At 61.1% G+C, this 23,284-nt stretch carries 15 protein-coding genes and 1 riboswitch; of the genes, 9 read left to right on the forward strand and 6 right to left on the reverse strand.

Annotated elements, in window-relative coordinates; all coding sequences use genetic code 11:
- The 4 genes from IGB42_RS09930 to IGB42_RS09945 all read left to right on the forward strand — a co-directional run bounded on the left by IGB42_RS09930 (position 1) and on the right by IGB42_RS09945 (position 5,770).
- Positions 1–2,094 carry a peptidase domain-containing ABC transporter gene (locus tag IGB42_RS09930; protein ID WP_159670822.1) on the forward strand — a complete coding sequence of 698 codons (2,094 nt, stop codon included), beginning with the start codon at positions 1–3 and terminating at the stop codon, positions 2,092–2,094.
- 144 nt (positions 2,095–2,238) lie between these two features.
- On the forward strand, positions 2,239–4,134 hold the full coding sequence (locus tag IGB42_RS09935) for a hypothetical protein (RefSeq protein WP_159670825.1): 1,896 nt from the start codon (positions 2,239–2,241) through the stop codon (positions 4,132–4,134).
- A gap of 131 nt (positions 4,135–4,265) precedes the next feature.
- Entirely contained in the window at positions 4,266–4,655 is a 390-nt protein-coding gene (locus IGB42_RS09940) for a toxin-activating lysine-acyltransferase (RefSeq protein WP_159670828.1), read from the forward strand.
- A complete protein-coding gene (locus IGB42_RS09945; RefSeq protein WP_159670831.1) occupies positions 4,646–5,770 on the forward strand; it encodes an erythromycin esterase family protein in 1,125 nt (374 codons plus the stop codon). Before IGB42_RS09940 ends, IGB42_RS09945 begins: the two co-directional genes overlap by 10 nt.
- A 137-nt stretch (positions 5,771–5,907) precedes the next feature.
- On the opposite strand, the gene IGB42_RS09950 is transcribed toward IGB42_RS09945, so the two are convergent.
- A complete protein-coding gene (locus IGB42_RS09950; protein ID WP_159670834.1) occupies positions 5,908–7,335 on the reverse strand; it encodes a glycerophosphodiester phosphodiesterase family protein in 1,428 nt (475 codons plus the stop codon).
- A gap of 112 nt (positions 7,336–7,447) precedes the next feature.
- Positions 7,448–9,124, reverse strand: coding sequence for a tetratricopeptide repeat protein (locus IGB42_RS09955; protein WP_159670837.1), 1,677 nt, complete (start codon positions 9,122–9,124; stop codon positions 7,448–7,450).
- Between the two features lie 467 nt (positions 9,125–9,591).
- On the opposite strand from IGB42_RS09955, the gene IGB42_RS09960 reads away from it, so the two are divergent.
- Positions 9,592–10,200: a hypothetical protein gene (locus tag IGB42_RS09960; protein ID WP_159670839.1), complete on the forward strand. Its 609-nt coding sequence runs from the start codon at positions 9,592–9,594 to the stop codon at positions 10,198–10,200.
- A gap of 17 nt (positions 10,201–10,217) precedes the next feature.
- On the opposite strand, the gene IGB42_RS09965 is transcribed toward IGB42_RS09960, so the two are convergent.
- Together IGB42_RS09965 and IGB42_RS09970 are read right to left on the reverse strand one after the other, a co-directional pair.
- Complete coding sequence (locus IGB42_RS09965) at positions 10,218–11,909, reverse strand: SulP family inorganic anion transporter (protein WP_159670841.1); 1,692 nt, start codon at positions 11,907–11,909, stop codon at positions 10,218–10,220.
- A gap of 62 nt (positions 11,910–11,971) precedes the next feature.
- Positions 11,972–13,261, reverse strand: a complete 1,290-nt coding sequence (locus tag IGB42_RS09970; protein ID WP_159670843.1) for a DUF6056 family protein — start codon at positions 13,259–13,261, stop codon at positions 11,972–11,974.
- A gap of 490 nt (positions 13,262–13,751) precedes the next feature.
- On the opposite strand from IGB42_RS09970, the gene IGB42_RS09975 reads away from it, so the two are divergent.
- The 3 genes from IGB42_RS09975 to IGB42_RS09985 are packed head-to-tail and all read left to right on the forward strand — an operon-like array spanning position 13,752 to position 19,888.
- Positions 13,752–16,961 carry an efflux RND transporter permease subunit gene (locus IGB42_RS09975; protein ID WP_159670845.1) on the forward strand — a complete coding sequence of 1,070 codons (3,210 nt, stop codon included), beginning with the start codon at positions 13,752–13,754 and terminating at the stop codon, positions 16,959–16,961.
- Positions 16,962–16,994: 33 nt separating this feature from the next.
- Positions 16,995–18,416 carry an efflux RND transporter periplasmic adaptor subunit gene (locus tag IGB42_RS09980; RefSeq protein WP_159670847.1) on the forward strand — a complete coding sequence of 474 codons (1,422 nt, stop codon included), beginning with the start codon at positions 16,995–16,997 and terminating at the stop codon, positions 18,414–18,416.
- Positions 18,417–18,430: 14 nt separating this feature from the next.
- Positions 18,431–19,888 (forward strand): efflux transporter outer membrane subunit, encoded by a 1,458-nt coding sequence (locus tag IGB42_RS09985; RefSeq protein WP_174764195.1) that lies wholly within the window; start codon positions 18,431–18,433, stop codon positions 19,886–19,888.
- Positions 19,889–19,949: 61 nt separating this feature from the next.
- Here the strand turns inward: IGB42_RS09985 and IGB42_RS09990 are convergent, their stop codons facing one another.
- On the reverse strand, positions 19,950–20,474 hold the full coding sequence (locus IGB42_RS09990; RefSeq protein ID WP_159670852.1) for a 6,7-dimethyl-8-ribityllumazine synthase: 525 nt from the start codon (positions 20,472–20,474) through the stop codon (positions 19,950–19,952).
- Between the two features lie 83 nt (positions 20,475–20,557).
- A riboswitch (FMN riboswitch) is annotated at positions 20,558–20,710 on the reverse strand.
- Between the two features lie 172 nt (positions 20,711–20,882).
- Positions 20,883–21,779, reverse strand: a complete 897-nt coding sequence (gene gcvA, locus IGB42_RS09995; RefSeq protein WP_159670854.1) for a transcriptional regulator GcvA — start codon at positions 21,777–21,779, stop codon at positions 20,883–20,885.
- Positions 21,780–21,905: 126 nt separating this feature from the next.
- Here gcvA and IGB42_RS10000 point away from each other — a divergent pair, with 126 nt between their 5' ends.
- Positions 21,906–23,192 carry an adenylosuccinate synthase gene (locus IGB42_RS10000; protein WP_159670857.1) on the forward strand — a complete coding sequence of 429 codons (1,287 nt, stop codon included), beginning with the start codon at positions 21,906–21,908 and terminating at the stop codon, positions 23,190–23,192.
- Positions 23,193–23,284: the final 92 nt, after the last annotated feature.

The following is a 23,284-nucleotide window of genomic DNA, read 5'->3' on the forward strand; positions in this document are numbered from 1 at the left end:
ATGAAACTGGATCTTGGCTTCAGCCCCAGCAAGCATTTGCCCATCATCTATCAATCAGAGGCCTCTGAATGTTCATTGGCCTGCCTGGCGATGGTGGCAAGGTATCACCGTTATGATATCGATCTGTATCACATCCGGAAAAAGGTCAATGTAACGCTCAATGGCCTGACCCTGGCTGGCGTGAACAGCGTGGCCATGGATCTGGGATTCAACAGCCGCGCCATCCGTCTTGATCTGGACGAGTTTTCCGAGGTCAAGCTACCGATCATCCTGCACTGGAACTTCAATCACTTTGTAGTGCTGAAAAGCATACGGGGTGACAAATATACCGTCCACGATCCGGCCGAAGGCATTGTGGAGTTATCCAGGGACGAATTCAGCAAGAAGTTTACTGGCGTAGCGCTGGAGCTATTGCCCAGCAGTTCATTTGAAGAGAAGAAAGAGCGGCAGAAAGTATCGCTGAGCTTGCTGATCGGCAATGTGGTAGGCTTGAAGGGCATAGCAATCAGGATATTGTTGATTGCGCTGGCACTGGAAATGCTGTCGCTGGTGGTGCCGCTGTTCGGGCAGTGGGTGATTGATAATGTGATTCCAAGCAGTGATCGCAGTTTGCTGTTGGTATTGAGTTTTGGCTTCTTCATCGTCTGCCTGATGGTAAGCGCAGTCAAATCCATTCGCGACTGGTATATCCTGCATGCCAGTGTGCATATCAGCTTGCAGTGGTCGGTCAATCTGTACCGGAAGTTGCTCAGCCTGCCGGTCGATTTCTTCGAGAAGAGAAACGCGGGCGATGTGGTATCCAAATTTCACTCGTTCAGAAGCATACAGCAAACCATCTCCAGCGCTTTGCTGGGTGCATTGTTTGATGGCGTGATGGCCATCGGCATGCTGATCCTGATGCTGATATACAGCCCGTCCCTGACGCTGGTTACCGTTGCATCAACATTGTTGTATATCGTGATACGCAGTGCGCTGATGTCGCCATTACGGCGTGCTACCGAGAAATTCATCATCACCTCGGCCAATTCGGATAATCATTTCCTCGAAACGATACGTGGGGTACGCAGCATCAAGATGAACGGCATGAGTGATTCCCGGAAATCATCATGGTTCAATCTGGCCGTCGATCTGGCCAATGCGGAAGTAAACTCCAGAAAACTGCAAATTGTTTACGATCTTGTCAACGCGCTGATCTTCGGCATCCAGGCCATCCTGATCGTGGCCATGGGCGCATTGCAGGTGATGGATCAATTGCTGTCGGTGGGGATGCTGATCGCCTATATCGCCTACAGCAGCCAGTTCATTTCACGCGTTGCCTCTTTTGTGGACATGTTTGTGTCGATCAAGATGCTGAGCGTGCATTGCGAGCGGCTGGCCGATATTGCACTGAATGAATCAGAGGAATATCAGGAGATCGAGAAAACGGATGTGCGCATCGATTCCTATTCGATCAAGGTCAGGAATCTGGATTTCCGTTATTCGGAAAAAGATGCCGCCATTCTGTCCGGCATCCATTTCGATGTTGCCGAAGGCGAATCCGTGGCGATCGTCGGCCCGTCGGGCTGCGGCAAAACCACGCTGCTGAAGATACTTACCGGCATTCTCAAGCCCAGCGCCGGGCAGGTTCTTTTTGGTGATATCGATGCATCCAGGATCAAGCTGAAACAGTTGCGCAGCCTGGTTGCCGTGGTGATGCAGGATGACCAGCTGCTGTCGGGATCGATCAAGGACAACATCGTGATGTTCTCGGCCCAATACGATGGCGAACGGCTGATTGAAGTGTGCCAGCTTGCCGGCATCCATGGCCAGATCCTGGCGATGCCGATGCAGTATTACACGCTGGTTGGCGATATGGGCACCACGCTATCCGGTGGGCAGAAGCAGCGCATCCTGCTGGCGCGGGCCTTATATCAACAGCCCAAGTTCCTGTTTCTGGATGAGGCAACCAGCCATCTGGATGTGGATAGCGAGCATTGCGTCAATGAATCGATCAAGAAAATGCGTATTACCCGGCTGATCATTGCGCATCGGCCAGAAACGATCAAATCGGCAGATCGGGTCATCGATTTAACAGCCGCTAAAAAAAGCCAGTGAAACGGTGCTGGCAAGGCGCGCGAAACGAAGGCAGTGCAAAACGTACGGCAAGCGAGGCTCGGCGCCCCCGCGCCATGCTGCCAAGCGGGGTTTTGTTAGCGGTCTTGAGCAGGATCAATGCAGTTTCTGACAAGGTGGTTTGATATGTTTGATGCATTTGAAACAGCACGATTTGTATCCAGCGAAAACACACCGCTTTACAAAAACGTGTTGCCTGAAGAATCCTTCCTGAAGTTCGAGGCCTGCCGGCTAAGCAATGCCAGCGTGGCCTGGATCAATTTTGATCTGATGACCGAGCTGGGCATACCGGTCAGCACGCCTGCCGAGATCGCTGCGGTAAAGTCAGCGCTACTGGCCTCATTTGCCTACATGATCCCGAACGAGCGTGATGAGCCCGGCGCGTTCGATCTGGATGACAAGCGCGAATTCCTCGCCGAACGCTATGGCGATTTTGGCGAGCAATGCAATGGTGGCGGTGTGCGTTGTGGCTTGAACGGCAATTTCCAGTCCAAGGGCATCGGCCGCTCCTTGCTGGCCGGCCGGCAGATGGATTTCTGGCATACCCATGGCGGCGCCACGGTTGAAGAGGGGATTCGGGAGGCCATCTGGAGCGAGGTCTTCAATCAGGAGCTGCCCTTCGGTGCGGTGCGGGTATTGGCCGTTATCGCAACCGGCAAGCCGACCGCCTATGACTACGGCTTGCTCAGGAAAGAAGGCCAGGTTGATCCACCGGGTGGCTTGATGATCCGGCAGGCCAACCTGCGGCCGGCACATTATCAGCGGGCGCCTTTTTACAAGCCGCTGAAAGAGCTGGGCGCCGATTTTGTGCACGATGCTGTCCGCACGGAAAAAGCCATGCTGATGCTTGATAAAGCGCTGGCATTACCCGGTGTGGAGTCATTCGATGCTGTCATCGCGGCATTGAAAACCACCGCAGAGAAGTTTGCCAGGCAGGTGGCGTATTCAAAGCTGCTGCGGCTGGCGCATGGCTCGCTCACGCAGGGCAATATCGATTTCAGCGGCAAATATATCGATTTCGGTACCACAACGGCATTGAGCGGCTACGGCAACCCGATTGTCTCCCGCGGCTTTCCGTCGATCTGGCACGATGCGCAGCAGCTGGTCGGCAACCTGACCTCACTCGCTTTCTATGCCAATAAATATCTCAATCCGGATCTGGCAACCGAATTCCCCGCCATCTCCTTCGATATCGAGCAACACTATTACGGCATTTACCAGAAGGAAATCGTGCAGGCTACGCTGACCATTGCCGGGTTTCCCTTGTCTATCCTGGTCGATAACGAGCGCCTGACCGAACTGGGCAATCTGATCCTGACCCTCGCGCGGGAAAACACGCTGGATGGCCAGCCGCTGGGCACCATTCCCGATTCGCTCGGCGGGTGCGATATCACTGCCTTCCTCAAGCTGGCTGCCAGTAAAGGCACCGAGCTCGGTGTTGAACAGTGTGCCAGTGATGTGCAGCAATACAAGGATATAGACAGGCTGGTAGCGCTATACCGCGAGCATTATGCGGATGCCCGGGCGATGATGCTGACACTCGGCGTTGCAGAGCCCGCGTTCAAGCTGCTGCTGCTGGGGCGTATCGACCAGTTTGCCATCAACCTCTCTGGGCTATACCGCGATCGCTTGCAAGCCGGGATCAATGGCTTGATCGATGCGCATCCCGCCGGGGATGCGCTGTTTGACGCAATGACCGCATTTGTTTCCGATGTGCTGGATGAAACCATACGTACCCGGGCATTTTTCAGTGAATTCGAGTGCTTCAAGCAATTCACGACGGTGCAGCAGGGCTTGGTGTATAGCGCGGAAGTCTACAGTGCGCTGCCCGCGCAGCATGTGGTCCGCTACATCTTTGCCCAAGGCTATTTCCGCGCACAAGCGGCTGAAGATGATTTGCGCCTGATGTATCAGGGCAAGGAAATTCGCCCCGTACGCGTCGCTGGCTATTGGGTTGCCGATTTTGATGCGCCTGTTCAGCTAGGCGAGCTCATACCGGGCGTTGCGCAAGTCAGTGCCTGATACAGCATTCAGCAGGCGGTATTGGTTAAAGATGGCATGGTCACAGAGGAAGGACAATGTTGCAGATCAAGTTCGAACCCGATCCATTTGAAGCGGCGGTCAGCCGGCAAGTTGGCATGGCAGCAAAAGTCATGTCGGAAAATCTCAAGTACATGCAATTCCAGTTTGCGGCTATCCCGCAATGGATACGGATTCCCGTGCTGCATGAGCAATGCAAGTTCTTCTTCGATGGTGGCGGTGATCCGGTGGGCTTCATCACCTGGGCGATGGTGTCCAGAAAAACCCTGGCCGCAATCACCAGGGACAAGGATTATCTGCTGCATGCCAGCGAGTGGAATGACGGCAACATTGTCTGGGTGATGGATTTATGTATAAACCGGGGCTATTTCAAGCCGGTATTCGAGCATCTGAAAACCTTCGATTTTGGTGGCAATGGGGTCGGCAGCGAAGGTGGCCATGAGATTTACTCGGCCAAGCGCAAGCTGGATGGCTCTTTCATAAGAATCAAGAAATGGCGCTGAACTGTACGGTGATCGAGGGGCTGGCGCAGTTTTTGCCAACGCTTGGCCAACATGTCGGCGCGGCAAAAATCGTCATCCTCAATACGCAATCGCATGGCGCAGGCAGCGATTACGTGATCATGCGGGAGATCGTGAAATACCTGCATGCACAGCATGGGTTCTCTGCCTTGTGCATGGCCAGCGGGCTTTACGATGGCCTGAAAATAGCGCAGAACGCGCCTGCCTTGCCATTGCGTCAGCGCATTGCAGGCTCGCTGTTCCGCATGTATGCCAACGCGGCGGAGCTGGTTGATCTGTTCGACTATATCGAGCTGCACGAAGGTAGCGAGCACGCGCTGAACCTGAGCGGTGTCGATGTACCCATGGGCGGGCTTTATTGCCAGCAGCATCTGCTGGCCGAGTTGTGTGATTACCTGGATGTGCAGCAGGTGGATCGCAGTGGCCTGGCTGATTTCTTTCGCCTATGCCAGGCCTACCTGTCGCTGCAGCCGGTGGATCATCCGGACAGGCAAGCCATCATGGGCGATGGATTTGCACAGCTGGAAAATGCATTGCGCGGCTTACAGGATAAAGACGCAGCATTCTGGCAACTGATGTTGAGCAATCTGCAAGCCCGCTACCGATACACCGAGCTCGGCCAATCGCGTGATCCGCAAATGGCGGAAAACTTCAGATATATCCACGAATCGATGCACGCGGGCCAGAAGATCATCCTGTGGGGGCATGCGTCGCATGGCCTGCCCATGGAGGGCAATCTGGGCGGCTTCGTCAAATCCTGGTATGGCGATGACGCCTATGTTTGCCATCTGACCGGGCACGAGGGCAGCATGGTCAATTTTCAGACCGGCGCAAACACGGCCATTGCACCGGCGCCCCAGGGGCATCTGGAGCAGATGTTGTCGTCAATGGGAGTGGAAACCGCGCTGCTGACCGCAGCTTCAGGCACCGCCAAGGCCTCCGCCGGCAGCCTCATGCTGGATGATGACCTGCAGATTCGCTTGCTGGCGTATGCCACGTCCTGCCCACTGAGCCGGGTGCTATCCGTTGCCGATGCGCGTGGCCTGATCGATGCGGTGGTGTTCACCAGCAACATTGTGCCCACCGTACAGCATTGAGCCCGCGCATTGCCGGTATCGCCTGCCGTGCATGCTCCGGAGCTGATGCCAGCGTGCCGGCAGACGGAAATTGAAAAAGCCCGCCGCGCATCAGCGCGACGGGCTTTCTGTTGCGGGGCCAGCCAGTTAACGCCGTATCAGCGCCCCAGCTCCTTCAGGTAGGTCTTGCGTGCAGCCACTGCGGTGCCGGCAAAGTCGCTGAACACACCATCCACCCCAGCGCGGTAGAACGCCAGGTATTCGGCTGCCGGGTCACCCTTGTAGATGCCGGCCAGGTACTTGGCCTCGTTGCGGAAGGTGAACACGTGCACGAACAGGCCGGCCTTGTGCGCGTTGGCAATCACGTCGGTCGGGGTGATGGTGTTCACGTCCGCCAGAGAGCCGGTATACGGCGTGCCGTCCGCATTGGTGGCCTTGAACGGATTGATGGTCAGCTTCATCACTTGCGGCTTCCACGGGCCGATGCCGTCCGCGTAGGTCTTGATTTCCGCCAGGCCTGCCGGGGTCAGCATGTCGCCGAAATAGCGGCCGTCACCAGCCAGCGTCCAGCTGTACGGGCGGCCGTCGACGAAGTTGTATTCGTCGTTGGTCTGGTAAACCATTTCGCCGGTCTTGTAGTTGACGTCGTTGCCGTCAATCAATTGCACCACGCGGGTATTGAGGCCGATCGAGCGCATGTATTTCAGGCTGGCCGGATCAAAACTCTGTACCAGGATGGGCGATGTCCTGGTGTTGTAGTTGTTGTCCTTGATCAGCTTGACGATGGCATCCTCGAACGGGTGCGCACCACTGCCGCAGCCGTTGGCAATGGCCTGTGCGTTGTTCCAGTACGGGTTCTTGGCTTCCGGGTAGACCGTCAGCGTGCGGCCGCCAGTGCTCTTGGCCTTGGCGATATCGATGATTTCCTGCAGGGTCAGGATCGGGTTCTTGCCATTCTGGTCGGTCGGGCGCTGGTCGCGTGCATCATAGGTGGTGCCGCCAAACCATTGCTTGAGTTCTGCCACGGTAAAGTCGGTAATCGACCAGTCGCCGGTATGGTCTTCGCCATCCACAACCAGTGATTTCAATACCGATTTCGGATCTTTCGGGTCGGTCAGGTCGCTCAGGTAGGTAGCGGGGCCGCCGTACTGGGGCAACGAGTATTTCACCGGCACCTGCACGCCCGGCACCGTGCGCTTGCGCTTGGCGACTTCGGCGTTGGTTGCGGCCACGGTGCTGATATTGGTGTTATCGCTCAGCCATGGGTTGTGGCGCGCCACCAGCACGCAATCCTTGCTCAGGTGGACGTCCTCTTCCAGCGAATCGGCACCGGCGTCGGCTGCGCCTTCGTAGGCCGGGCGGGTTTCTTCCGGGTACAGGCCCGGCAGGCCGCGATGGCCAATCACCAGCGGGGCGTTGCCATCCACGGTCTTGAACGGTACGGGCGTCGGCGTGGGGGTCGGTACCGGCGTGGGCACCACATTGTTGTCATCGCTGCCGCCGCAGGCGTTCAACAGCAAAACGCTTGCCAGCAGGCTGACACCCAACAGCGGGCGCAATGCTTTGCCTGAATTCGGTGTGATCATGTGTGTCATCTCGGGTTGGGGGAGACAACCATCATTGATCAGCAGGATGACGCACTCATGAAAGCCGGCGATCTCGCCCCGGTATGGCGCCGCCGGTCGTGATTACCCCGAATCAGGCAGGCTGTGCACGCCATGCATGCAATGCCTGTACCACATCCGTAATGACGGACTGCCAGTCTCCCGGGGCAGGCTGGCGGAACAGGCGTGCAGCCGGGTACCACGGGCTGTCATCGCGTGCCAGCAGCCAGCGGAAGTCCGGTGCCACCGGCAGCAACACCCATACCGGCTTGCCCATGGCACCGGCCAGGTGGGCGACGGCGGTATCCACTGAAATCACCAGATCCATGCCGGCAATCAAGGCGGCGGTATCGTCAAAATCACTCAGTTCGCCCGCATGATTATGCAGTGGCAACTGGCTGGTAGCAGCGCCATCGGCATCACGCACCCGGTCTTGCAGGCAGTGGAATTCCACACCGGGCAGGGCCAGCAATGCCCCGAGCTGGCTGAGCGGGATGCTGCGCGCGTAATCGTCCTTGTGGGTGGGGCTGCCACTCCACACCAGACCCACGCGTCGTGTTTTGTCTGGCCGTTCGCCCAGCCGTGCTGCCCATACTGCCTGATTGGGCGCGCTGGCCTGCAGATACGGAATGGCGGCAGGAATGGTCTCCAGCGTGGTTCCCAGCGCCAGCGGCAGGCTCATCAGCGGACAGTGGTAGTCGTGATCGGCAAAGCTGGCTTCTTCCTGAACCACCACGTTGATGCGGGCGGGCAGCGAGCGCATCAGCGTGGCGAGCGGGCTCTTTACTTCCAGCGTGACGTGCGCACCGCGTTCAGCCAGCAGCAATGCATAGCGGCAAAACTGGATGGCATCGCCAAAGCCCTGTTCGGTATGCAGCACGATGCGTTTGCCAGCCAATGGCTGCAGGCCATCCCAGCGGGGTACTGCAAAGCGCGCTTGCTCCACTGCACGCTGGCCCAGCTGCAGGCGCGCTTCATAGCGTTGCCAGCCTTCGGCAAAGTGGCCCAGTTGCAGCTGGGTCAGGGCAATTGCCCAGTGCACATCGGCATCATCGGGCTTGAGCGCAAGTGCACGCTGGTAGCTGGCAAGTCCCTCGGCATGCCGGCCCAGATCGCACAGCGCGTTGCCATGGCTTAGCCATAACGCCGGGTCGGTGTCTTGCCGTGTCAGCGCGGCCGCATAGCTTTGCAATGCCGCATCGTATTGATTCAAACCGCGCAGTACATGCCCGCGCGTTTGCCACGGGCCGGCAGCTTGCGGTGCCAGTCTGATGGCGGCATCGCATGCGGTCAGCGCGGGTGCGAACTCGCGCGCTTCCCACAGTGCCGCTGCCAGGTTGGCGTGGCCATCCGCATCATCCGGTACCAGCGTAACGGCACGCTGGTGGCTCTCTATCGCCGCCGGATACTGCCTGAGCGCGGTCAGCAGGTTGCCCCGGTTGCTCCATGCCTGGGCAAAGTCAGGCGCAATGGCTACGCATTGCTCGCACGCGGCCAGCGCGCCCTGCAGATCGCCCAATTCCCGCAGCGCATTGCCCTGGTTCAGCCAGGCATCGGGCTGCGCGTTGTTCAATTGCAGCGAGGCACGAAAGCCATCCGCAGCAGCGGCGTAGTTGCCCTGTTGCAAATCGGTGGTAGCCAGCAGGGTTCGCGTGGACCAGTGTTGCGGGTGTTGCTGCAATACCTTGCGATAACCGGCAGCGGCGGCAGCCAGATCGCCCGCTTGATGGGATTGGAAAGCTTTCGATAGAACGGCATTCAGATCGGTCATGAGTCTCTTGCAACTGGGCGTTATGCCGTCGGGCATCGTGAACAGCGGGGGTGCTTGGCCGGGGTCAGTGCTGCCGGGTGGCCATTTTTGCAGTGGCGGCCAAAGGTATTGCTTCAGGCGGGGGAAAGCCATGGCTGGCAGCAGCGGATTGCCGAGGATCTGCTTCGGTCCCCTTGGGGGGCTTGCGCAGGCCCGAAAATGGCAACCAATTATAGGCCAGAATTTCTTTGTTCTGGCTGTCCGGCATTGAAACCGCGGCAAGTACACACCGGGTATGGCGCAGGCATGGCAATGGTTGTCTTTGCCGGCTTACAAGGGCGCAGTGATCCGAGGCACCAAACCGGCCCGACAGCAACTATACTTACGGTCAGATCGAACGCCCCATGCCGGAAAGACCGGTATGTAACCTTGCGGCACCCTTGGTGCGCACCTTGATGGTGCCAACCGCAATAGATGCCGGAGCCTGAGTGAAAATGCATTTCCATGCCCCAACCGGGCGTTGCCTGGGCGCAATGGCCGGCGCCATCCTGTTGATGCTGGCCGTTTTCCTGAGCTTGGGCGCATTCCTGAGTGGCGTCCCGCATGTGGGACCGATGGAGCTGGCCTGTGCGGGTGGCGTACTGGTGTTTGGCTGTTGTATCGCCGGACCGCTGTGGTGGCGTAATGTACAGTTGCTGCGCTACCACGCTGCCGATACCGGCAAACGGGTGCCGTTGCTGGCTTGGGATGGCACGCAATTGCAATACCAGTCGGTATTCAGCGTGCCTTGGCAGGCCATAACCGGCATGCAGGTGGTCAGCAGCGGGCGGAACAATGCCCGTTTCAATCTCATCGTACTGTCCGTTGCAGATGCCGCCGCCTGGCAGCTGACCGGGGCATTGCCGATCGACCTGGTCCACTACCGCAAGATCCGGCAAAGGGTGGATGCCACCTTGTGGGCACTGGGCAATACCTTGCTGCTGATCGATCTGGCCGATTTCCGGGCGCAGGATGCCGCGGAGCTATACCCGCAAATGCAACAGGCCTGGCAGGCCGCGCTTGCCGCCAACGCGCATCCGGAGATAGCCATGCACTGATGCAGAACGGGCTGTGCTTACCCGGGTAGCCCGCCTGCTTCTTCGCGGTAGGCTTGCACGGCCGCCTGGCGTGATGGATAAAAGCGGACGCCGGTGCTTTCCGGTGTGATCAGGCTGCTGGCCATCCATTCATGCAGTTGCGCGGTGCGCCCGGCCAGCACCAGGGTGATGCCTTGCCCGGACAGACTGCGCTGCAATGTTTGCACCGCCAATGCGCCGGTCAGATCGATTTCCGCAATCGATACCGCATCGATCACCACCCAGCGCGGCGCCTGTTCCGCCACCAGCGCCTCGAGCCGGCGGCGGAAATAATCAGCGTTGAAGAACGTCAACGGTGATTCAAAACGGTAGATCAGCAAGCCCGGCACCGCATGCGCATCCGGGTAATGCGCCAGCTCATACAGGCCGCCTTGGCCGTCGATCACGCCAAACAATTGCTCGGACGGGCGGGCCATCTGCGCCAGGAAACGCAGCAGCGCCAGCCCCACCGCCATCAGGATGCCCGGCATCACGCCAAACAGCACCACGCCGATCAGCGTGGCCAGCGCAATCTTGAATTCGGCCCGGCTGTAGCGGCGCAAACCCAGCAAGCCATCCATGTCGATCAGGCTGAGTGATGCTGCAATCAGGATCACGCCCAGCGCGGCAATCGGCAGTGCTGCTAGTGCGTCGGTGAGGAACAGCAGCGACAGCAGCAGCGCCAATGCCGCCACCACCGCCACCATGCGGGTTTGCCCGCCAGCGGCATCGGCCACCACCGTGCGCGAGCTGGATCCGCTCACCGCAAAACCCTGGCTCAGGGCACTGGCAATATCCGCTATCCCCAGCGCCAGGAATTCCCGGTTGCTGTCTACCTCGTAGCGGTTTTTTGCCGCGAAGCTGCGGCTGGTCAGCATGCCGCTGCTGAACGACACCAGCGCCAGCGCTGCGGCTGCCGGTACCAGCGTGCCCAACAGTTCGTGCGGCAGGGTTGGCGTGATCCACACCGGCAGGCCGGATGGCAAGGTGCCGATCACAGCCACCCCGTGCGCTGCCAGCCTCAGCACGCTGCTGGCAATCGTCACCAAGGTGAGTGCAATCAGCGCGGCCGGCCCGCGTGGCCAGCGTATTTTCAGCGGCATGTAGATCAGCAATGTTGCCGCGCTCAATGTCACTGTCGGCCAATGCATCTGGCCCAGTTGCGCAAACAGCGAACCCAGCCGGCCGATCACATCGCTACCGCCGAGGGTAAGCCCGCTGACCTTGCCCAATTGGCTGATCACGATATTGATCGCCACGCCGTTGAGCAAACCGGTCAGGATGGGGCGGGACAGGAAATCAGCCAGGAAACCCAGCCTGAAACGGCTGGCCAGCAGGCAGAAGCCGGCTGTGAGCAGGGTCAGTGTCACCGCCAGTGCCTGGTACGCTGCGCTGCCTGCCCCGGCCAGCGGCATCAGCGTGGCGGCAATCATCGCGCAGGTGGCGGCATCCGGCCCCACGATCAACTGGCGAGATGACCCGACCAGCGCATACACCAGCATGGGCAGGATGGAACTGTAGATGCCGGCAATGGGGTTGAATCCGGCCAGCTGCGCATAGGCAATGCTTACCGGCAATGCCACCGCCCCCACGGATATGCCTGCCATCAGATCGGTGCGCCAATGCTGGCGTGGGTAGCGGGCAAGCTCGGCCAGGCCGGGCAGCCAGCGGGTGAGGGCATCGGGCAGCATGATCAGCCAGTATACAAGCGGGGCTTAACGATAGCGCAAAGCGCGTATGCAGGTTGCATCCATCATTCAAACACCACGTCGCAGCGGTAATACGCCCGCATGAACTCCGGCGTATCGCGCACCCACACATCGCGGTTGTTCAGGTACTTGTATCTATAGTCATCCCTGATCAATGCAAACGTAGTCTGGCGCGCGCACGCCGGGGTACCTGCCAGCTGTTTGATCGCCGCATCGCGCGCATTCACCTTGCTGGCAAAGTCCACATACAGCGGGTAGGTATGCAAGGGAAATGCTAGCCCGAGCGTGAACAGCAACAAAGCCGGAATGCGTGCACGCGGGTACTGCTGCAGTGCCTGGTAAATGCCTTCCACCACCAGCCCCAGCATGATGGCCCAAGCCAGCAGGAACGCACGCGCTTCGGTATAAGGTGCGGCCACTACTGAGCCGGAAACCAGCAGCGCCGGCAACAGCATCAGGAAGAAACGCTTGCGGTCATCCACCCGCCGCCACAGGAACACCCCGGCAATCAGCGCAGCGATGAACAACGGCGACGTCGTGGAAAAGAAGCGCCCCTGCACGTTGTACAACCTGCCCAGGTAGTAGACCAAGTCAGTGCTGCCCACGCCGATACTCTTCAGGTAGTAGGCACGTCGTACCGCTGTGGAGGGCGCGGTGATCAACAGCAGCCAGCCAGCGGTGAGCGCAGCCATCGGCAGCAGTGCCAGCAGATTGGCCCGTTTGTTCTTCAACCACCAGAACGAAACCAGCATGTAAATCAGGATGCCGACAGCGGTATTCTCAAACGACAAGCCTGCCAGCAAAGCAACAATGCTGACCAGCGCCAGCCTGGCCTTGCTGGCAACGAACGAGGCAATGGCTTCATCATCGCGATAGAAGAACAGGCACAGCAGGCTGATCATCACCGGTTGCAGATAGCCGGCGTGCACCGTACGCCAGAAAAACACCTCGTAGCCGGGCCACAGCGCAAAGATGATGCAGATCGAAATGGCGGTTTTTTCCAGCAGCGCCTTGCGGCCATACAGGCCGCAAACCAGCAGGTTGAGCAGCAGGAAGGTCAACACTGCTGCAATCAGGAACCAGCTGCCCGGCAAGCTCAGCCAGAAGATCGCCAGTTGTTCGCCCAGCCGCGCATTCCACGTGCTGATCTGCGCTTGCGAGCGCTCGGCTATCCAGACCAACCGGCTCAGGATCCCCTCGTCGCCAAACTGGCGCGTCAGCGCGTAGTCCTCGCCATTGAGCGGGGAGATGGCGAAGATGGCGGCATACAGCGCCACGGTCAGTACGGATAGCGCAGCAAGCGCGTATCCCCACCAGGTATTTTTCTGGGTCATCGGGACTGCCGGTAGATATTGGGCGGGGCACATGGGTTGCAGTGTCGCGGGTGGATAGGAACAAGTGCACCTGATCCGACCATGCGGATGGCGACGGCAGACTAATTCGCCATATCGGCGCTGTCAAACTGCAGTCAGCATACGCAGGGTTCTATCATCCTGCGCATTTCATCCCGGTTTTGCCTGTCCATGCTTGTTTTCGCACATCCTGCAGGATGGGCTGTTGATCTCCGCGCAGTTTGCGCAAATGGCGCACGCGCGGTGATGCAGTTTCCCGTGGCCGAGCACATGCGTGCCCGTCAGGCGTAGCCCGCCAGCCCGCGTGAAAGCGGCTGTTGCCGCGCTGAAGCCTGTTCGCGTTACGTCGCCTGCCCGTCATGGCACGCGCCTTGCTCATTCCCTGCCTATCAAGATGCCGTGGTCATGGTGACCGGGCAATCACTACGCCGCCGGGCCATGTACCCGGCGCTATTCAGGGAAGCCCCGTTTCATGTGGATCGTCAATATCGCGCTGCGGCGGCCGTATACCTTTCTGGTTGCTGCGCTGCTGATCCTGCTGGCTACGCCCTATGTGCTGCGCAATACCCCGACCGATATCTTCCCGGAAGTCGATATTCCCGTCGTCAGCATCGTGTGGTCGTACAGCGGCTTGTCTGCACAGGAGATGGCCGCCCGCATCGTTACCCCGGTGGAGCGCAACCTCACCACCACCGTCAACAATATCGAGCATATCGAATCGCAGTCGCTGGGCGGCATCGGCATGATCAAGGTGTTTTTCCAGCCGGGCGCCGATATTTCCACCTCGCTCACGCAGATCGTCGCCAGCACCAACTGGAGCATGCGCTCGCTGCCGGCCGGTATCACGCCACCCATCATCATCAAGTATTCCGCTGCCAGTCTGCCCATCCTGCAGATCGGTCTGGGCAGCACCACGCTGTCCGATACGGAAGTATCCGATCTCGCCTTCAATACGCTGCGCCCCAAGCTGGTCACGATACCCGGCGTGGCGGTGCCTGCGCCCTATGGCGGCAAATCACGGTTGATCGCGGTGGATGTCAATGGCGGGGCGCTCAAGGCGCGTGGCCTGACCGCCGTGGATGTGGTCAACGCCATCAGCGCGCAGAACCTCACCTTGCCCACCGGCACTGCCAAGATCGGGGAAACCGAATACAACGTTGCGCTGAACGGCGCGCCGCGCACATTGGCGCAGATCGGCGAAATCCCCATTCGCACCGTGAACGGCGCTACCACCTATGTGCGTGATGTGGCGCAGGTGCGTGATGGCGCCGGCCCCCCCACCAATATCGTGCGCCAGGACGGCGAGCGTGGCGTGCTGGTCAGCCTGCTGAAAAACGGCGGCGCCTCCACGCTCGACATCGTCAGCGATGCGCTGGCGGTGCTGCCCAAGGCGGCAGAATCCATGCCGGCCGAACTCAAGATCACCACCCTGTTCGATCAATCGCTGTTCGTGAAGGCCGCCATCCATTCGGTGGTGGTGGAAGGGCTGATTGCCGCCTTGCTCACCGCGTTGATGATCCTGCTGTTCCTTGGCAACTGGCGCAGCACTGCCATCATCGCGTTGTCGATTCCGCTGTCCATCCTGTCTTCCTTGCTGCTGCTGCATATCAGCGGGCAAACCATCAACCTGATGACGCTGGGCGGCCTCGCCCTGGCGGTCGGCATTCTGGTGGACGATGCCACCGTCACCATCGAGAACATCGAGCGCCACCAGCACCTGGGCAAGGCGCCCGTACAGGCCATCCGCGATGGTGCAGCGGAGATTGCCACGCCTACCTTCGTGGCAACGCTGTGCATCTGCATCGTGTTCGTGCCCATGTTCTTCCTCACCGGCGTGGCGCGCTTCCTGTTCGTGCCGCTGGCGCTGGCGGTGGTATACGCGATGCTGGCATCGTGGGTGCTCTCGCGCACGCTGGTGCCCACGCTCGCCTTGCTGCTCACGCCGCGCCATGGCAAGCCTGCCAAACCGCCGGGCCGCTGGATGCGTATCCATCTGGCGTTCGATGCCGGCTTCACGCGGCTGCGCGATGGCTACGCCACCGTGCTGGCATCGGTGCTGCAGCACCGCCGCGCATTCGGTGGCGTGTTCCTCGGTTTCTGCCTGCTTTCCGGTGCGCTGTATGGCGTGCTGGGGCGCGATTTTTTCCCGGTCGTGGATGCGGGCCAGCTGCGCCTGCACGTGCGTGCACCGGCCGGCACGCGGCTGGAAGAAATGCCGCGCCTGATCGACCGTATCGAGGCGCAAATCCGCCGTGCCATTCCGCCAGATGAAATCAAGACCGTGCTCGACAACATCGGCGGTCCGTATACGCCGGTGAATACCGTCTACAACAACGCCGGCACCATCGATTCATCCGATGCGGAAATCCTCATTTCGCTGGTGCCGGGCAAGCGCGGCAATACGCGCGATTACATCGCTGCGCTACGCGCCGAGCTGCCGCGTTCGTTCCCCGGTGTGGAGTTCTTTTTCCAGCCGGCGGACATGGTCAGCCAGACGCTCAATTTCGGTTTGCCCGCACCCATCAACATCCAGTTCATCGGCAACAAGGTGAGCGAGAACCATGCGCTGGCCAGTGAGCTGGTGCAACGCATCCGCCAGGTGCCCGGTGCAGTGGATGTGCTGATCTACCAGCGCATGAACCGCCCGGTGCTGGCGCTGGAAGTGGACCGTACCCGGCTGCAGCATGTGGGGCTGACCATGCGCGATGTGGCGCAGAACATCATGATCCCGTTGTCGTCCAGCTTCCAGACTGCACCCACCTACTGGCTGAACCCGCAAAACGGCAATACCTACACGCTGGCCGTGCAGCAGCGCCAGCACGAGCTCGATTCCATCGACAGCCTGTTGCAATTGCCGATAGGCAACGGCGATAGCCAGCAATTGCTCGGCAACCTGGCCACCGTACAGCCGGCGGCGCAGCAATCGGTGGTATCGCGCTATGACATCGCACCGGTGATCGATATCTATGTCAGCGTGCAGGGGCGTGATCTGGCCGCGGTCTACGCCGATATCGAACCGCTGCTGAAGGAACTGGGCACACGCATCCCCAAGGGCACCGACTTGAAAGTACGCGGCCAGGTCAGCACCATGCACAGCTCGTTTGTCGGCCTCGGTATCGGCCTTGCGGTAGCCATCGTGCTGGTATACCTGCTGATCGTCGTCAACTTCCAGTCGTGGCTGGACCCGCTCATCATCATCACCGCGCTGCCCGCTGCACTGGCCGGCATTGCCTGGCTGCTGTTCCTCACCGGCACACCGCTGTCGGTGCCCGCGCTGACCGGCGCCATCATGACGGTAGGGGTGGCTACCGCCAACAGCATCCTGATGGTGTCCTTCGCGCGCGAGCGGCTGGCCGCCGGCGTGCCACCCGTGTATGCGGCGCTGGAGGCCGGTATTACCCGGCTGCGCCCGGTATTGATGACGGCAGCGGCGATGATCGTCGGCATGATCCCGATGGCGCTGGGCCTGGGCGACGGCGGCGAGCAGAACGCGCCGCTGGGCCGTGCGGTGATCGGCGGGCTGCTGTTTGCCACGCTGTCCACGCTGCTCTTCGTGCCGGTGGTCTTTGCCGCCGTGCACCGCCGCCTGCAACTGCGCACGCACGGCGCGGATGCGCACCGCCACACGCCATCGCATCCATCGCCCCATCCAGGCCTGCCTGGTTTCTCAGTCAGCGTCTGAATCCCGTTAGCGCACCTACATCGAGCACGCACCATGAACGATACAACCACCAGCGTCAACCTCGCGCTCAACGACGATACCGGCAACAACCCGGCAGCGGCACGCACCGTGCGCAATGCGCGCCGCGTGGCCGTGGCGCTGCTGCTGTTGCTGGGCATCGGCGGCGTGGCCCGCGCCATCAGCAATCAGGCAGACAGCAAGCTGCTGGCGCAGAAAACCGCCGAGCAGGCCCGCCGCACCGTGCAGGTTACCGAGCTCAAGCCCGGAGAGGCCATCAGCAAGCTCACGCTGGCCGGCACCCTGCGCGGGCGTGAAGAAGCGGTGATCCATGCCCGCACCAATGGTTACCTGAAGGCGTGGTACAAGGATCTGGGCGAGCACGTGAAGCAGGGAGAGCTGCTGGCGGAGATCGATACCCCGGAAATCGATCAGGAGCTAGGGCAGGTGCGCGCCACGCGTGACCAGATCCGTGCCCGCCAGGCACTGGCCGAATCATCGCTGGCGCGCTGGCAGGGCCTGCGCGAGCGCGATGCCGTATCGCAGCAGGAGCTGGATGAACGAAGCACCGCGTTGCGCCAGGCGCAGGCCGATCTCGCCGCCGCTAATGCCAATGTGCAGCGGCTGGAGCGGCTGGGCAGCTTCAAGCAGCTGCGCGCGCCGTTCGATGGCATCGTGGTGCGCCGCAATGTGGATGTGGGCACGCTGATTGCCGCCGGCACCAGCCGCGAGCTGTTTGCGCTGGCGCAAACCGGCCAGTTGCGTATCCAGGTGGCCGTGCCGCAGGCGCTGGCGCAAGGCATCACCGTCGGGCAGGACGCCGCCGTGGTAGTGCCCGAGTGGCCGGGCAAGCCGTTCCGCGGCACGGTCACGCGCACCGCAGGCGCCATCGATGCCGCCACGCGTTCGATGCAGATCGAAGTGGCCTTGCCCAACCCGGATGGCAAGCTGCTGCCCGGTGCGTTTGCCGAAGTGCGCCTTACGCTCGCCAGCCCCAAAAAACCGCTGGTCCTGCCGATCAACACGCTGACCTTCGATGCCGATGGCGTCAGCGTGGCGGTGGTGGGCAAGGATGGCGTGGTGGCGGTGCGCCCGATCAAGATCGGCCGTGATTTCGGCAAGAACGCAGAGATCCTCGATGGCGTGAAACGCGGTGAGCAGGTGGTGGTCAACCCGCCGGACGCATTGTTGGCTGGTGATACCGTCAGCACCATCGCTTGGGTGGCACCGGGCAAGGATGGCAAGCCGGATACCGGCAAAGGCAGCGAAAAGGCTGGTAAAGCAGGTGCCGGCCCCGCCGCCGGGAAGGCAGACCCCGCCGCAGGCAAAGCGGATGCAGCAGGCAAGCAGGGTAAACCGGAAACTGCCGGCAAAACCGAACCCGCCGCAGGCAAAGGGGGCGATGCTGCGCCTGCCGAATCACCCGCCATGGCGGCCAAGAGCGGAGGCAAGGCGTGACGATACAGCGCGTGATGCCCCAGCTGTCCTTGCTGGCACTGCTGGGGTTGGCTGCCTGCGCCAGCGGGCCGGATTATGTACGGCCGGTGGCCGCCAGCGCCGCACAATGGCAAAGCCCCTTGCCTTGGCAGGGTAGCCAGCCGGCAGATGCCTTGCCCAAGGGGGCGTGGTGGCAGGTGTTCGGCGATGCGGCGCTCAACCAGCTGGAAGATGCGGCACTGGCGGCCAACCAGAACCTCAAGCTGGCGACGGCACGGCTGGCACAGGCACGCGCCAATGCGCGCGCAGTCGATGCCAACCTGTGGCCCACGGTGGACCTGAGCGGGCGTGGCGCGCGCCAGCAAACGTCCGCCAACCGCCCCGCATCCACCAATGACGGCAAGGCCACCAGCACTACGCAGAACGATTTCATCATTGGCGCCACCGTTGCCTATGAGGTCGATCTGTTTGGCCGCATCAACCGCGAAGTGGAAAGTGCCGCAGCCAGCAGCCAGCAGGCCGAGGCCGATTTCGAGAACGTCCGCCTGCTGTTGACCGCAGAGGTGGCCAGCAACTGGTTTGCGCTGCGCGCGCTCGATACCGAGCTGGATGTGCTGAAGCAGAGCCTCACCTTCCAGTCGCGCGCGGTCGATCTGCTGGCCGCCCGGCATGAAAAAGGCGCTGCATCCGGGCTGGATGTGGCGCAGCAAGAAGCGCAGCGTGACAACACCCGCACACAGATCGACCTGATTACCCGTCAGCGCCTGTTGCTGGCCAACAGCCTGGCTACGCTCACCGGCCAGCCGGCACCGGCTTTCCAGCTGCCGGCCAGCCCGCTGGCACTCGGTACCGCAGGTAGTGCACTCCCGGCCATCCCGCTGGGCCAGCCGGCCAGCTTGCTGGAACGCCGCCCGGACATCGCCGCGGCTGAGCGCGGCGTGGCAGTCGCCAATGCCCTGATCGGCGTTGCCGATGCCGCGCGTTTTCCCAGCCTCAAGCTCAATGCCGGTGGCGGCTGGGATAGCCGTGAATTGTCATCGCTGATTTCTGCACCCAGCGTGTTCTGGGCACTGGGTGCGGGCCTTGCCTATTCGGTGATCGATGGGGGCCGCAATGCTGCCCGGCTCGATGCCGCGCGCGCCAATCACGAAGCCGCAACGGCCGCCTACCGGCAAAGCGTGCTGCGTGCGTTGCAGGAGGTTGAAGACAGCCTGGCGTCGCTCACCACGCTCAAGAGCGCTGCCGCTCATGCGCAAACCGCCACCACCAGCGCCGAGCATGCGCAGGCCATTGCCACCGACCGCTACCGTGGCGGTATCGCCAGTTATCTGGAAGTGGTCACCGCCAGCCAGAACGCGCTCAACAATCGCCGGCAACTGGCGCAATTGCAGGGGCAGCAACTGACCAGCACCGTGCAGTTGATCAAGGCGCTGGGCGGCGGCTGGCAAAATCCGCAACAGCTTGCCGCACAGGCCGTACCGCAATCGCAGTAGCCGGGTTGCGTGCAGTGCAAGCGTACATGCAACAACAGCCCGCTTGCGCGGGCTGTCTGCGTTATTGCTGGTGGTGCACCAGTGGCAATGCGTTCAGGCTTTGCAAGGTGGCAAGGCACGCTTGCGCTACCTCGGTGCCTTTCTTCACGAAATGATCGGTGAAAAAGCGCAGGTGATCATCGTGCTCGTGAAAATCGCGCGGTGTCAGCACCGCTGAAAACACCGGTACATCGCTATCGAGCTGGATGCGCATCAGGCCATCGATCACTGCGGATGTCACGAACTCGTGCCGGTAGATGCCGCCATTGACGATGAAGCCGCAGGCAATGATGGCATCATAACGGCCACTTTGCGCCAGCCGCCGCGCGTGCAGCGGAATCTCGAACGCACCGGGCACATCGAATTGATCCACCTGCGTTGCCGGTACACCATTGCGTGCCAGCTCGGCCACGATGGCACGCGTGGATTGGCCAACGATGTCCTGATGCCAGGATGCAGCAACAATGGCAATGCGGGTGCCGCTGGATGGAGAAGTGGGGATGTCTACCTCGCGCCTGGTATGCGCGGGGGAATACGGCTGATTCATGGATTTCCTCGGTGAAACGGATCACACCAGAATCAGGGCACGCGAAAGCACGGCAGCCACGCCGCAGCGCAGTCACCGGTAATTCGCGATCTCTTTCATCCGGACTATCACCGTCGGCCCTGGTATCGCACCAGATCTGCTGACCCTGTCACCCACACGCAGGCAACAGGCGCTCGCGGGCTTCTGCTTGCGCAGTTACCGCCGGTGGGGAATTGCACCCCGCCCTGAGAACGCTGCCAATCAATCGATTGGAAGTTCTATGGTAGCAATTTTTAGATTGCATGGATATATGTGAGGTGTGCTTTATGAGCAAACCATATCCACTTGCCAGTACAGGCGGTTGGTATCGGGCGGCAGGTGGCAGCAATTTGGTGGTTTTACGTGGCGTGTGGCCAGATCTGATGGGCATCAGTCCGGTGTTGCTGCTCGTGCCGCGTGGTACAACCAGTCGCAAAACGCCTGCACCGCCGCATCGTTGCCGCTTTTGTCCGGCACATAGGCAAAGTAGCGCCAGCTGTTGAGCCGTGGCCCGTCGAACGGCAGCACCAGCCGGCCTTCGGCCACGTCATCCGCCACCAGCAAGGTTGGCCCCATCGCCACGCCGAGGCCGTCCAGCGCTGCCTGCAGGGTCAGGTAGAAATGCTCCAGCGTCAGCGATTGGGCGGGCTGCAATGCTGGTGCCCCGGCGGCATCCAGCCAGTCGCGCCACACATCCGGCAGCGTGGCGGTGTGCAGCAGGGTGTGGTGCTGCAGGTCGCCAACCGTTTCCAGTGGCTGGCGCGCCAGCAGGGCCGGGCTGCATACCGGCAGGCGGTCTTCGGTCATGAACTCGTGGCCGGTATGGCCTTTCAGCGTTTGCGGCCCACCGCGGATGATCACGTCGTAGGCATCGCCCAGCGATGGGATCGGGTCATTCGAGGTGGAAATGCGCACTTCCACCTGCGGATGCGCAATCTGGAACAGCGACAGCCTTGGTATCAGCCAGCGCAGCGTGAACGTGGCAGGCGCATTCACCCGCAGCAAGCGTGCTTCGCGCTGCGCCAGTTGCCGGGCGGTAGCAGCCTCGATGCGCTCGAATGCCGGTGTGATCTCGGCCAGGTAGCTGGCACCCGCTGCGGTCAGCAGCACGCGCCGGTTCAGCCGCTCGAACAGCGGTTTGCCCAGCCAGTCTTCCAATTGGCGGATTTGCCGGCTGATTGCACCATGCGTCACGTGAAGCACATCGGCTGCAGCGCTGAAGCTTTGTAGCCGGGCGGCGGCTTCAAACGCGCGCAGTGCGTTCAGCGGCGGTAGCTGTCGTTTCATTCGTGTGAGTTTTCCTGACGTATGGCTGCACGATAAATCGTTTGTTCCGGCCGGGGAAGCCCCGTAACTTCCATCTGCACCAACACCGGTGCGCGCAGGGTCAATCGGGCAGCGGAGGGAACAGGTATGGGCAATAAAGTCATCGTGATCGGCATGCAGTGGGGCGACGAAGGCAAGGGCAAGATCGTCGATGTGCTCAGCCAGCACGCAGACCGCGTGGTGCGCTTCAACGGCGGCCATAATGCCGGGCATACGCTGGTGGTAAATGGCCAGAAATGGAAGCTGGCCTTGCTGCCCTGCGGTCTGCTGCACGGCAAGCCCGGGGTGATCGGCAATGGTGTGGTGATCGATCCGCATGCGTTGCTGGCAGAAATCGACCGCATCACCGCGCAGGGTTGCGTGGTCAGCCCCGCCAATCTGGGCATCTCCGCCAATGCGGTATTGGTGTTGCCGGTGCATCGTGCGGTGGAAGCCGCAGATGAGGCGCGCCGCGCACAGCCCATCGGCACCACCGGCCGCGGCATCGGCCCGGCGCTGGAAGACAAGGTGGGCCGCCGCGCGATACGCATTGCCGATCTGGCCGAGCCGGATACGCTATCCATGAAAGTGGATGAGCTGGTGGCCCACCACAACGCCCGCCTGCGGGGCCTTGGCCTGCCGGAGTTCGATCCCGCCGTCTTGCTGGCAGATTTGCTGGCACTGGCGCCGCGCATCCTGCCATATGCCACATCAAGCTGGCAGCAGCTCGATGCGGCTGACCAGCGTGGCGAGCGCATCCTGTTCGAAGGCGCACAAGCCATGCTGCTGGATGTCGATCACGGCACCTATCCGTTTGTCACCTCATCCAATGCGGCTGCCGGGCAGGCAGCGATTGGGTCTGGCTTGGGGGCTGCCAGCAGCGCGCATGTGCTCGGCATCAGCAAGGCCTACGCAACCCGCGTCGGTGCCGGGCCGTTCCCCACCGAGCTGGCGGGCGAGCAGGGCGATCTGTTGCGCCAGCGCGGCGCTGAATACGGCACCAATACTGGCCGGCCACGCCGCTGCGGCTGGCTCGATATCGCGCTGCTGCGCCAGAGCATCAAGACCGGCGGAGCGCACAGCCTGGTGCTGACCAAGCTGGATGTGCTCGATACCCTGGCGGAAATCCGGATCTGCACCGGTTACCGCATCCATGGCGAGATCAGCGATGCCTATCCGGGTAGCGCAGCCGCGCAGGCACAGGCCGAGCCCGTTTACGAAGTGGTGCCCGGTTGGCAACAATCCACCATGGGCATCCGCAGCTGGGATGCACTGCCGGTTGCTGCGCAAAACTACATCCGCCGCATCGAAACGCTCACCGCTACGCCAGTCTCGATGATCTCCACCAGCCCGGAGCGCGATGACATGATCGTGCTGGCGCAACCCTTCGGCTGAGCTGAGCGGCGCTGTCGGCATTGTCTGATGCGCCGCTGCCTGCAGCACCACGCCAGCAAGCGGCGTTGGCCGATAGGGCGCCGTGTGCAGCC

It is taken from the genome of Andreprevotia sp. IGB-42, from assembly GCF_009848685.1.
GTDB lineage: Bacteria > Pseudomonadota > Gammaproteobacteria > Burkholderiales > Chitinibacteraceae > Andreprevotia.